The sequence below is a fragment of the Marinobacter sp. CH_CUG1437-1 genome (genome assembly GCF_037029655.1).
Lineage (GTDB): Bacteria > Pseudomonadota > Gammaproteobacteria > Pseudomonadales > Oleiphilaceae > Marinobacter > Marinobacter salsuginis.
The window spans coordinates 141420-154069 of the sequence record NZ_JAYMEW010000005.1; the positions used below are offsets into that span (position 1 = coordinate 141420).

Genomic DNA, 12650 nt, shown 5'->3' on the forward strand with positions numbered 1-12650 from the left:
GCAGCAGCATGTCGGATCAGATCCTCGCACTGGACAGGGTTGGCACACTGGAAAGCGGCTCATTCACGTTTACCGAGCGGGTCGGATTCCTGAAGAAGTACGGAACCCACTCCCAGTCGTTCTCGACCCTGCAGCCGGGCATGCAGTATTTCGATGTACCGGGCATGGGCTACATCGCCTACATGCGCAAATGGGGTGCGACCTTCGTGCTCTCTGATCCGGTCTGTGCCCCGGAAGACTTTGGCAGCCTGCTGGAGAGCTTTCACCAGAAATTTCCCAATGCCAGCTACATACAGGTATCCAAGCCTGTGGTCGATTTTCTCCATCTGCGCTTCGGCCTTTACGGCACACAGTTCGGCAGCGAGTCCCGCATTGATTTGAGCAAGTGGTCCCTGAGCGGAAAGAAGAAACAGATTCTCAGGACCGCACTGAACCAGGCTGAGAAAAACGGCATCACCGTCAAGGAACGGTTCAGCGACGACCACACCCGGGAGATCTCCGAAGCCTGGATTCGAACCCGGAAATGCAAAAGCAATGAAATCCGTTTTCTGATCCGTCCCATGGAAATGGACTATCGGGAAAATGAACGGCATTTCTACGCCTACCAGGACGGCAAAGCCGTCGGGTTCATCTATTTCGACCCGATCTATCGGAATAACGAGATCATCAGCTATGTGCCCAACATTTCCCGGGCCAATGCCGATTTCCGCCAGGGCATTTTCTATACCCTTATGGCCCATGCGATGGAAGTGTTCAGGGCCGAGGGCGTACCCTATCTCGATCTGGGCCTGATTCCCCTGTCACTGGATTCGGCGACGGAACATCAGGAGAGCCGGCTGCTGAAGCGCCTTTTGCACGGAGTCTATGAGAAGGGTAATTTCCTTTACAACTTCAAGGGCCTGGAATTCACCAAGTCGCGTTTCCGGGGTGAGAATATCAAGACCTACTGTTGTCACAAGCGATCGATCCCGGCGCTGGAATTCTTCGCCATGTTCAAGCTGACCCGGTTGCTATAGCCCCCGGCGCTCCGCCGGGCCAGCCTTCGTTGAGCTCTTTGGGCGCCAGTCCAAGCCCCGTCATGAAGGCTGTGATTCCGTCAGGCGCCGACCCTGAAAACAAAGCCGCGATCACGGGACACTCCCCTTCCCTGCAGATCTGGCCTTCAGCCAACGCACGTTGCCCCGCCTGATCCAGCAGCCAGGCCACTCGCCGTGCAATAGCCTCTCCCGAGTCCACCCAGAAACGAACCGACGGCAAGCTCTGCTTCAGGCTCTCCAGCAACAGTGGATAATGAGTGCAGCCGAGAACCACCGTGTCCACATCCGCTTCCCGGAAAGGCTTCATTGCCTCGTTCAGCTCCTCAAAAGGAACCTCGATACCAGAAACCAGGTCTTCCGCCCAGCGCACCAACCCCGGATGGCCAATACGTTCTACCCGGCAATCGCCGGCAAATTCCTCGACCAGCCTGTCGAGGTACGGTCTGCGAACTGTTGCCGGTGTTGCCAACAACCCCAGCCGCCGGTTAATCGTCTTTGCCGCCGCCGGCTTGATGGCGGGCACTACACCCACAACCGGCACCTTTGTCATGGCCCTTAAATGGGGTAAAACCACCGTGCTGGCCGTGTTACAGGCCACCACGATAACGTCCGACGGGTAAAGCGCCAGGGCTGAATTAATCAGTGCGCAACAGCGATCAATCACGACTGTTTCGGATTTGTCGCCGTAGGGGAAACCTGCGTTATCCGCCAGGTAGACGAGCTCCAGCCCGGGCAAATGCCGGTGAATACAGGCTGCGACGCTCAGCCCACCCACGCCGGAGTCGAACACCAATACCCTTGGAGGCCCCTGCTCGTTCAAACCGGAATGCCTCCCCGGGAAATCTCATTTTCCATGGCCCGGATAAGGCGGCCAGAAATCGTGGTTTCCGGCGGCACCGGTGGCGTATCACCGGGCAGGAACCAGTCAGCATCGGCAAGTTCGTCTTCCTGGAGTACCAGTTCCCCTCCCGCGTAGTCGGCAAAGAAGCCGACCATCAGCTGATGGGGGAATGGCCAGGGTTGCGAGGCGTGATAGCGGATGTTGGTGACATCCAGTCCGGTCTCCTCTTTCACCTCACGGTGCACGGCGCCCTCAAGACTTTCCCCCGGCTCGACAAATCCGGCAATGAGGCTGTAAAAGTGCCGCTTGACCCTTGAGGACTTGGCGAGCAGAAACCGATCCTCCCTGCGTATGACCACGATCACGCAGGGCGCCAACCTCGGATACCAGGGAAGGCCGCAAGGGTCGCACCATTTGGCCCGTTCCCGGGGATGAAAACCGGTTTCCTGTCCACAGCGGCCGCAATACCGGTGGTCTCGCCACCACTGCCAGACCTGGAAGCCGGTACTGAGCATATCCGCAGGCGCGTCGCTCAGCATCAGCAAAGCATCCCGAAGCGGAATCACCTCCTGGTCACCAAGACCAGACTCCGGTAATTCGGTAACAAACAGGTCCCGGCCGTCGTAGCTGCCCAGTGACACTGACTCGGGCAACCCGCCCTCGAAAAGATCGCTGTCGCCGGAATGCAGCCAGCCGTTTTCAGCCTTGACCACTCCAGACCCCGACAAGGCGAGGATCAGATCGGTTTTTTCTGGCCGCCGGGTCGTCCAGCCGGGTATCCACTGAGTCATTGCGACCACCATTCGATGAATCAACTGGGTGATAAAAAGATGAGTCCGAAATGTACCACATTGCTACACCGGCCAAGAATGAAAGCTCGACTTTCCGCCCTGAACTCAACCAAGTAAACTTGGCACCTGTTTATTCAACGGAGTTGCACTTTATGCGTCTTTACCAGGGCATTCGCAGCCTGATCCTGACCCTTTTCCGCAAGATACTGTTCATCTGGGTCCGGACCGATGTCAGCGGCAACAGCGTTGACGCCCTCGCCCTGGATCCCGACAAACCGGTCTGCTATGTGCTGCAATACAGCTCCCTTTCCAGCCGTCTGGTTCTCGAGCAGGAAGTCATCCGGGCGGGACTGCCGGGCGCCTCCGAAGCACTCCCAGTGAAAAATGGCCCATCCCACTCCTTCTTTTTTCTCTATCGCCGGATTGGTGGTTTTTTCCGAGGTCGCCAGGCTCCGGCACCTACGAACGAATTCCAGGCACTGGTGCGCTATGGTCTGGAACACCCGGACCAGGATGTCCAGATTGTGCCTGTCTCCCTGTTCTGGGGCCGCTCCCCTGACAAGGAGAAATCCCTGGTCAAACTGCTGCTGTCTGATACCTGGTCCATTGCCGGCCGGCTTCAGAAGTTCCTGATCATCATGGTTCACGGCCGCAATACCTACGTGCAGTTCAACCAGCCGCTTTCGCTGAAGCAGGTTATCGATGAATACCGGCACAGCGAGGAGCGCGCCAACCGCAAGCTGGCACGGATTCTGAGAACCCACTTCCGCCGCGTTCGCCAGGCCGTTCTGGGCCCAGATCTCTCCCATCGTCGTACTCTGGTGGCAGGGCTGGTGCGCACTCAGGCAGTCAAGGAGGCCATCAGGGAGACCGCAGCCAAAGACGACATCCCGCCGGAAAAAGTACGTGCCAAGGCTTACAAATACGCGGACGAAATCGCCGCCAGCATGTCCATCGTCACCATCCGCTTCCTTGAGGTGGTGCTGTCATGGCTGTGGAACCGGATCTACAACGGTATTGCCATCAACAATATCCGGGTGGTGAAAGAAGTCGCCCAGGACAACGCGGTGGTATACGTGCCTTGCCACCGGTCACACATCGACTACCTGCTGCTGTCCTACGTGCTCTACAAGAATGGCCTGATGCCGCCGCACATCGCGGCAGGTATCAATCTCAACATGCCCATTGTCGGACCGATCCTGCGCCGCGGCGGGGCCTTCTTCATGCGCCGCAGCTTCAAGGACAATCCCCTGTACGCTACCGTTTTCAATGAATACATGCATGTGATGTTCTCCCGGGGCTATTCCGTGGAGTATTTTGTCGAGGGTGGTCGCAGCCGCACGGGCCGGATGCTTCAACCCCGGCCAGGCATGCTGGCAATGACCGTTCGCAGCTTCCTGCGCGACCATCGCAAACCCATTGTGTTCGTGCCCGTTTACATTGGCTATGAAAAGGTTATGGAAGGGCGCTCCTACCTAGGCGAACTTCGCGGCAAGAAAAAAGAGAAAGAGAGCGTCTTCGGCCTGGCCAAGACCGTCCGCAAACTCAGCAACTCCTTTGGTCGCGTTGCGGTAAACTTCGGCGAGGCCATCCATCTGTCCGAGGTTCTCGACGACGTAAACAGCAGCTGGCGAGACGAGGCCTACGACGCCGAGTATCGTCCCAAGTGGCTCAACAGCGCGGTTTCAGAACTGTCGTTCCGGGTGGCGTCCAGCATTAACGCCTCTGTTGCCGTCAACCCGATCGGCATGACCGCAACGGTGCTGCTGGGTACCGAACGACTGGCGATGGATGAGGGCCAGTTGATCCGCCTGATGGATCAATACGCAGCCCTGCTCAAGGCCTTCCCCTACGCGGAAACGGTGACCCTGCCCGAGGGCTCGGGCAAAGACTGGGTCGCATACTGCGAGGGTATGGGTCTGATCAGCCGGCAGCCGCAAAAGCTCGGCGATATCATTGCCCTGGAGGGCAGCAACGCGATCCTGATGACCTACTACAGGAACAACATCCAGCACCTGTTCGCACTGCCCTCACTGATTGCCAGCCTGTTTGAAAACAAGGATTCACTGGGGCGCGACAAGATCGTCTTCCTTGCCAGCGTGGCCTACCCCTACCTTCAATCCGAGCTTTTCCTGAAGTACCAGCCGGATGAAGCCAGAAACGTGATCAATCAGTGGATTGATGTTCTTATTGAACAGGGCCTGCTAAAGCCCCTGGACGATGACCGGATCGGACGGCCGGAGGAAGGCACCGAAGCCATGCTCAGGCTCAGGGTGCTGTCCCGCTTTATCATCCAGACGGTCGAGCGCTACCACATTGCCCTGGGCATTCTGCGCAAGTACGGTTCGGGCAAGATCAGCGCCGCCGAACTGGAAGAGCAGAGCGCCCTGCTCGCCGAACGCATGTCCATCCTGTTCGGTCTCAATGCACCGGAATTCTTTGACAAGAGCCTGTTCCGGAACTTCATTGCCAATATGCAGAACAATGGCGTGATCACCACCGACGATAATGGCTTGCTGTGCTACGGGGAAGGGCTGGATGAGGTGGCTGATGATGCCCGTCTGGTGCTGAGCGTCGAGAAGCGACAGGCTATCCAGCAGGTTACCATGATGGGCGCCTGACGGCGCTCACCGGGCCGGCAGCGCCCGAATCGAATACACATCGTAGCGGCTACTTTTGCCTTCCACGCGGGTGGTCGGCTCCGGTCCTTCAATCGCCGACGCCTTACGGGGCCGCTTCACCACCACCCGGTAACGAGCATGCTCGAGCGCGCTCGCCAGCAATTGTCCGGAATCTTCGTCGTCACCCACGATGGTGCGAAACACCTGCATTTCTTTTTTTACCAGGGCCGACTTGTCTCGATGGGGAAACATCGGATCCAGATAGACAACGTCCGCGGCTTCGATTTCACTTTGTGCCAGCCACTCAATACTGCTGCCTTCCAGCAGCCGCATGCGCTCGACAATGGCGGCGCAATCCACGTTCATAGCTGCCCGCGCCAAACCGTCAGCCAACAGCGCATGAATAACCGGATTGCGTTCGAACAATGTGACCCTGCAGCCAAGGCTGGCGAGAACAAAGGCATCCTGGCCCAGTCCCGCCGTTGCATCAACCACATCCAGGGTGGCTCGGGTTTTCTGCAGGCCAACCGCCTTGGCCACCAGTTGGCCCGCGCCACCACCATGCTCACGCCGGTACCCCATTTTTCCGGTAACGAACTCTGCACGAACCGGCCCTGGCGCACCTTTGCCGGTGACCTGTAGGCCAAGGCCCAGCTCATCAAGAAATAGTAAAACCGGGAAGTCCGTGACATCTCTTGGGCGAACAACACCCAGGTTAGTCAGCCCAAGCGATTGTGCCAGAGTTTCGGCCTGGACTCGGTCGCCAAGTGCACTGTGGGCAACAGCGATGGTGCTGCAAAGGGCAGAGGGTTCGGGCGAGGAGGACTCAGACATCAGACCAGAATATCAATCCCGGCCAGACTACCATCGCCGCCTGCTTCCTGACCGGCAGCGGCTACAGAGGCAAATGTGGAGAGAGCCCTAGCGGCTGGCAACGAGACCTCGTCCGCACGGAAACGCTCCAGACGGGCGTCTTCGGCGGCACGACGGGCCTCAACACGGCGCTCGAGGCTTTCGGTCGCATTGCGTTCGCTGACAATGCCCTGGCGACCATCGGCGAGGTCACGGCGAGCCGCATCGGGTGTTTTCTCCGGCGTTGATGCAGGCGCCCGGGCCGTATCACTGCGCTCCCGGACAGGGCTGTTGTTGCCGGTCTGGAAATTGAAATTGTTACCCGGATTAATACCGCCAATCATGTTCAGATACCGCTGGCCGGATGACAGGAAAACGTGAACCGAAAGTATGGAAGATTATCTTGAGGAAGAAAAGGTGGATGATCACTTTTTACCCAGCCTGGCGTTCCGGGATTCGCGAAGACAGCCGGTGAGACTATCGGCCTGGCAGTTTTTTCCAGGCCACTTCATCCCTGATATACACCGGTTGAGCCTGCTCCGCTGACACCGTCTTCCCCTGCTCGTATGCATTCGCCGCAAGACGCGCTACCCAGGCAGCACGAAGTACCAGAGTCTCATCTACGTTATCAACACTCTCAGATACCTCCACCGGCATTGCGGAGCGATACTGCCAGCCCGGACCGGCTCCGCACCAGCCTTCGGTGGCGGCGGGCAGGCTAACTGCCTCCGGCGGACAGACCTGTTCCGGAGCCAGAGCCACCGGCAGTCCTGAACGGGCGGCAAAACACCCCCAATAAAGCTCTCCCATACGCGCGTCGAATGCCACCGCAATGCCGCCGTTCTCGGGAATATCCATGCTATCAATGGCGCCCAATGCAACCGCCTCCAGTGACGACACGGGCACCACCGGGATATCCAGCCCCCAGGCAAGCCCCTGCACGACACCGGTTGCGATTCTCACGCCAGTGAAAGATCCGGGGCCGCGGGCGAACGCCAGGGCATCCAGCTCGGCCGGGGCCAGATTTTTCTCTGCCAGCAGTTCCCGCACCATTGGCATCAGCAGCCGGGTGTGGCCTCTGGGGGCAAGCTCGAAGCGTTCGGAGATCTCGCCATCAACAAGAAGGGCTGCCGAGCAGCCCTCTGATGACGTATCCAATGCCAACAGTTTCACCGGTGTGAAAACCTCAGGTCAGGATGCCAATAATTTACTTGAGTTCTGAAAGGATCTGGTCGCGAATGCTGTCAAGGCTGCCAACGCCTTCCACGCGAACATATTTCGGCGCGGCTGCAGGGTCTTTCGAAGCCCAGTCCTGGTAGTAGCCGACCAGCGGTGCGGTCTGGTCGTGATAGATCTTCAGACGCTTGCGAACCGTCTCTTCCTTGTCGTCCTCGCGCTGAACCAGAGGTTCACCGGTTTCATCATCCTTGCCCTCAACTTTGGGCGGATCGTATTTCACGTGGTAGATGCGACCGCTGCCTTCATGTACCCGGCGACCGGACAGACGACTGACGATTTCCTCGTCATCGACGGCAATTTCAACCACATAATCAATGGCAATCCCCTGCTCTTTCAAAGCCTCGGCCTGGGGAATTGTGCGGGGAAAACCATCCAGCAGGAAACCGTTCTTGCAGTCTGGCTGCTGGATGCGCTCCTCGATCAGCGCAATGATGATGTCGTCCGACACCAGCCCGCCCGTTGCCATGACTTCCTTGACCTGCTTGCCCAGCTCGGACTCCGCCTTTACCGCCGCGCGCAGCATGTCACCGGTAGAGATCTGGGGAATATCAAACCGTTCCGTAATGAACTGGGCCTGAGTCCCCTTGCCTGCGCCCGGTGCGCCTAACATGATGATTCGCATAACGCTGTGCTCCCGTTTTAGTCATTATCATTTGAAAAGCTGTGGCAAAAACCTCTGCCTTTGCGACAGCCTCTCCTGCACGGAACAGGTGTCAGCCGGAAACGGCGAAGGCGCATTATACGAAGTCAGCCACGTCAGAGAAAGTCGACCTCCGTATCATGCACCGGAAGTGCGCATTTCCCAGCGAATACAGACAGGGTGTCAGGATGACAGGGAGTTGGCCAGTGCGTCCAGATCGGGAGCAACACGCTCCAGTTCGGAGTTCAGTTCTTCCACAACGTCCGGCTGCAGCCCCAGGCCTTCCAGCAGAGAGGGCACATCATCGGGGTTAAACTCATCGCCAATACCGCGATCCTTCAGAAGGGCATTCGCCAACTGAACCATGAGGACGTAGTTCTCATGCTCACCATGGTAACCCGACTGCTGATGAACACCGGCCGCCTTGACCACCGGATCCGGCAGTTGCCACAAACGGTGGAGTATTCCGCCAATGGCACCATGGCCAACCGACAGGATTTCCTGCCCATTGCCCTGTCCGAAGACCTGTTGTTCGAGAGAGTGCATGCTGGCTTCGGGATTGGCCTCGCGAAGCTCATTGAGTTCATCAAATTCTGCCGGGAAAAGATGCCCCACCAGCAACAGGCCGAAGTTGTGCAGCAGACCGCACAGATAACCCAGTCCTTTCTCGGCGCCGCATCGCGGAGCAATGATCTGGCACAGGAACGCGCAATACAGCGAGTGGCGCCAGAAATTGTCCATACCCAGCATTCCCTGGCGGGGCACTTCAAAGGCGCGAACGGAGGCAATGCCCAAGGCGATATGTGCCACGCGATCAAAGCCCAGAACACGGGTAACCGCTTCCTGGACCGAGTTGATCTGGCCGGGATAATTGAACAGTGCAGACCGGGCATAGCGCATGATCTGGGCGGTCAGGCTCGGGTCAAACTCGATCAGCTCGGCAAGCTCCCGGGCGGTGGCATCGGTATTGGCGGTCAACCGCAGAATGCGCAGGGCGAGAGCCGGCATTGGTGGCAACCGGTAGAGTTTCTGAAGCTTGTCGGCCACTTCCTCGAGCGTCAGGGCCTCGCGGTTACCATTGCCCGGCCCCCGGATAACCAGGTGGCCTTCCCTGGCGCCTGCCAGCGCCAACCGGAGTGAGCGACCATCCATCTGTATCAGCGAATGATCGGTACCACTAGAGAACACGACCTGATCCGCGAGTATCACATCCTCATCCACGATCACGGGCAGTTCATAGGCCTGCCCGATGGGCGGCGTGAAGCCGGGGTCGCTATCCCCGAACAGCCGCATGGTCTGCCGTGCGGTAAGTGGCTGGAGGCGCCGGCCGGTCAACTGGTGAACGGCATCCGGATCAAGGGAACTATCGAACTTGTGCACTGCCATCACGACACCGGTAATGTCGATCAGGAGAGTGGCTTGAATGAAGGCATCCTGCGACAGTCCCGAGGCCATAACTGCCGCATCGAGGCTGGTCACCTGATCAATCGGCAACTCCCGATAGCTGATGCCCTTGCGGGCAAGAAAACGTTCCAATCGTGCAGCCAGAGCCACAGCTTACTCCCTTCGTTCGTTGTCAGCGGCCAGGCTACCCGGCCTTTGCCAGCACTGTTTTCGACACCTGTATTGATCAGCCGGTGTTGCGCATACCTGCAGCGATACCCGCCATGGTGACTTTGAGGGCGCGCTCCACCAGTTCGGGAACCTCGCCCTTGCCCTCACTTTCCCGATCTCGTCGCAGCAGCTCGGCCTGCAGGTAGTGCAATGGATCGGTGTAGGGGTTGCGGACTCGCATAGAGTGCGCGAACACGGGCTCCGCCTCAAGCAGATCCGTTTGCTCCTTGAGTTCCAGAAGCCGCTCGATGCACCCCTGGAGCCGGGTTCGAAGGCTTTCACCCAGGGCTTTCAGTTGGTCATCATCAAGCAGGGTCTGTTCATAATAACTCGCGATCCGCAGATCCGCCTTGGCCAGTACCATTTCCAGCATGTCGACGTAGGTGCGGAAAAACGGCCAGCCCTGCATCATCTCCCTCAGTACCGGCAACCGGTTATCGCGGGCCGCTTCCTCAAGCGCCACGTCGCTGCCAAGCCAGCTGGGCAGCATCAGCCGCATCTGGGTCCAGGCGAAGATCCAGGGTATTGCCCGCAGGCTTTCCACGCCGCCGGTGGCCTTGCGCCGCGCCGGTCGGCTGCCGAGCGCAAGCTTGCCCAGGGCCTGCTCGGGTGTGACCTGACGGAAATAAGGCACGAAATCCGGATTCTCCCGAACCACATCGCGGTAGGCTTTCAGGGAGCGTTCGGTGAGCCAGTCCATGGTCTCACGCCAGCTGTCCTCCGGTTTGGGTGGCGGAGCCAGTGTGGCTTCAATGACGGCGGTGGTGTAGAGCGTCAGACTTTGAACAGCCAGCCGGGGCAAACCGAACTTGAAACGAATCATCTCCCCCTGCTCGGTGATCCGGAAACTGCCGTTAACCGAGCCCGGCGGCTGGGACAGAATTGCCCGGTTGGCAGGCCCACCGCCTCGGCCAACGGTGCCGCCCCGACCGTGGAACAGGGTCAGATGGACACCATACTGGCGGGCAACGTGGGTAAGTTTCTCCTGGGCCTGATACTGGGCCCACGCCGCCATCAGCTGTCCCGCATCCTTGGAGGAATCCGAGTAGCCGATCATCACTTCCTGACGGCCCTGGCAATACTCCCGGTACCATTCAACCTCGTACAGAGCCGACATGCTGTCCGGCGCGCCACGCAGGTCGTCCAGGGTTTCAAACAGAGGGACGACCCGCATCGGAAACTTCATCCCCGATTCCCGCAGCAGCAGAATCACGCTCAACACGTCGGAGGGCTTGCTGGCCATGCTAATCACGTAGGAGCCGAGAGCTTCCGGGGTTTGTTGCGCCACTACCTCGCAGGTCGCCAGCACCTCGGCAACGGATTCAGAGGGCTCCCAATTGCGGGGGACCAGCGGACGTCGGCCCTGTAGCTCCTGCACGAGGAACGCCTGACGCTCCTGTTCGGACCAGGACAGGTAATCCCCCAGGCCGAGGTAGTCGACCATCTCGGCGACGGCCTCGGCGTGACGGCTCGCTTCCTGGCGGATGTCCAGACGGATCAACGGCAGGCCGAAGGTATGTGCCCGCCGGATGGTATCCAGCAGAGGGCCGTTGGCAATATCTTCCAGCCCACACTCAACCAGGGATCGGTAGCAGAGTTCCAGGGGGCCGGTGAAATCCTCATTCTCAAATAGGATCCCGCTCGCATCCGCGGTTTCGCCATTGACGCTCGACTCGGCCCAGTCCCGGGTTTTGATCAGCCGTTCACGAAGTTCGGCGAGCACATGGCGATAGGGTTCCCGGGAATCACCGACAACTGCCTTGAGTTCGTCGCTTGCCTGCCACATGGACAGTTCCGCCCGCAGCGCCTGAATATCACGAAGGTAAAGATCCGCTGCCATCCAGCGGCCAAGCAGGAAGACCCGGCGGGTGACCTTATGGGTAACATTCGGATTACCATCGCGATCACCGCCCATCCAGGATGCAATCCGGATGGGGGATGCCTGTAGGGGCAGGCCCTTCCCGGTGGCGTCCTGCAAGGAAGTATCCAGGCTTCTCAGAAATTGGGGCAGTGCCTGCCACAGACTGTTTTCGATAACCGCAAAGCCCCACTTGGCCTCATCCACTGCGGTTGGTCGCTCATGGCGAATTTCGTCGGTGTGCCAGGCTTCCGTAACCAACTGGGACAGGCGCGTAACGATCTCCTCCCGCTCGGCCGGCATCAGATCGTCATGGTCCAGCCGTGCCAGGCAGTCCGACATTTCGTCGTATTTCATGATCAGGGTGCGCCGGGCCACTTCAGTAGGGTGGGCCGTAAGGACGAACTCGATGCGCAGGTCCGCGACCCTCTGATGAAGTTCTTCCGGCGTCACATCGCCCTGCTTCAACCGCTCAAACACTTCACCGAGAGATTCCACCATCAGGTCTGACTGATGGCCGCGCTTGCGACGGATGCCATGGTATTGCTCGGCCAGGTTGGCCAGGTTCAGAAACTGGTTGAACGCCCGGGTAACCGGAAGCAGTTCATCATCGCTCAACTTGCCCAGCAGGTTTACAAGCCGCTGCCCGGATCCGCTTTCCTGGCGGCGATCTGCCTTGGCCGCCGCACGGATTTCCTCGATCAGTTCATAGCAATCCTGTCCTGGATACCGCCGTATGCTCTGGCCAAGCAGTTCGCCCAGCATTCGTACGTTTTCTCGGAGTTCGGGATGAAGCTCAGTCACATTGACGTCCTTTTGAATTGACGGAGGCGAAGTAAACTTACGATACTAAGGAACAGTCGAGAAAGTCTATTGGCGATTCAAGCCTGTAGCTGCAAGGAGTCATCATGAAGGTCACTGATTTGCCCAAACACTGGGAGAAGCAAAAAGAGCCCGTGGAGCGCACGCACGATTACAATCTGCGCCTGCCGCTGGAAGATGCCGCACGCGTGGCCGCACTGGCGGAGCTTTACCCGGATCGCAGCGAGAGCGACATTCTGAACGATATGATTGGCGCAGCGCTGGACGATCTCGTTCGCCAGAGCCCGCTGAAGGACAAGCTGGAAGGGAAAGACAAGTAAGAAACGAGGGGCAGC

At 58.7% G+C, this 12650-nt stretch carries 11 protein-coding genes; 3 read left to right on the forward strand and 8 right to left on the reverse strand.

Features of this window, described 5'->3' with window-relative positions:
* Positions 1–8: 8 nt before the first annotated feature.
* Positions 9–1016 (forward strand): DUF2156 domain-containing protein, encoded by a 1008-nt coding sequence (locus WA411_RS14320; RefSeq protein WP_136629310.1) that lies wholly within the window; start codon positions 9–11, stop codon positions 1014–1016.
* On the opposite strand, the gene murI is transcribed toward WA411_RS14320, so the two are convergent.
* Positions 994–1857, reverse strand: a complete 864-nt coding sequence (gene murI / locus WA411_RS14325; protein ID WP_291909771.1) for a glutamate racemase — start codon at positions 1855–1857, stop codon at positions 994–996. The genes WA411_RS14320 and murI overlap by 23 nt on opposite strands.
* Entirely contained in the window at positions 1854–2669 is an 816-nt protein-coding gene (gene nudC, locus WA411_RS14330) for an NAD(+) diphosphatase (RefSeq protein WP_209398696.1), read from the reverse strand. The genes murI and nudC overlap by 4 nt, the downstream gene beginning before the upstream one ends.
* A 152-nt stretch (positions 2670–2821) precedes the next feature.
* Here nudC and plsB point away from each other — a divergent pair, with 152 nt between their 5' ends.
* Positions 2822–5290, forward strand: a complete 2469-nt coding sequence (gene plsB / locus WA411_RS14335) for a glycerol-3-phosphate 1-O-acyltransferase PlsB (protein WP_136631305.1) — start codon at positions 2822–2824, stop codon at positions 5288–5290.
* Positions 5291–5296: 6 nt separating this feature from the next.
* Here plsB and WA411_RS14340 read toward each other — a convergent pair whose 3' ends face one another.
* The 6 genes from WA411_RS14340 to ppc form a co-directional block, all read right to left on the reverse strand.
* On the reverse strand, positions 5297–6124 hold the full coding sequence (locus WA411_RS14340) for a class I SAM-dependent methyltransferase (RefSeq protein WP_136629313.1): 828 nt from the start codon (positions 6122–6124) through the stop codon (positions 5297–5299).
* Entirely contained in the window at positions 6124–6486 is a 363-nt protein-coding gene (locus tag WA411_RS14345; protein ID WP_069184134.1) for a UDP pyrophosphate phosphatase, read from the reverse strand. The genes WA411_RS14340 and WA411_RS14345 overlap by 1 nt, the downstream gene beginning before the upstream one ends.
* 133 nt (positions 6487–6619) lie before the next feature.
* Entirely contained in the window at positions 6620–7315 is a 696-nt protein-coding gene (tsaB, locus tag WA411_RS14350) for a tRNA (adenosine(37)-N6)-threonylcarbamoyltransferase complex dimerization subunit type 1 TsaB (protein ID WP_291909775.1), read from the reverse strand.
* A 34-nt stretch (positions 7316–7349) separates the two neighbouring features.
* Positions 7350–8003 (reverse strand): adenylate kinase, encoded by a 654-nt coding sequence (adk, locus tag WA411_RS14355; RefSeq protein WP_069184132.1) that lies wholly within the window; start codon positions 8001–8003, stop codon positions 7350–7352.
* 201 nt (positions 8004–8204) lie between these two features.
* Positions 8205–9575 (reverse strand): HDOD domain-containing protein, encoded by a 1371-nt coding sequence (locus WA411_RS14360; RefSeq protein ID WP_291909777.1) that lies wholly within the window; start codon positions 9573–9575, stop codon positions 8205–8207.
* 76 nt (positions 9576–9651) lie between these two features.
* Entirely contained in the window at positions 9652–12297 is a 2646-nt protein-coding gene (gene ppc / locus WA411_RS14365) for a phosphoenolpyruvate carboxylase (protein ID WP_291909779.1), read from the reverse strand.
* A gap of 104 nt (positions 12298–12401) precedes the next feature.
* Here ppc and WA411_RS14370 point away from each other — a divergent pair, with 104 nt between their 5' ends.
* On the forward strand, positions 12402–12635 hold the full coding sequence (locus WA411_RS14370) for a hypothetical protein (protein WP_091991508.1): 234 nt from the start codon (positions 12402–12404) through the stop codon (positions 12633–12635).
* The last annotated feature ends 15 nt before the right edge of the window (positions 12636–12650 follow it).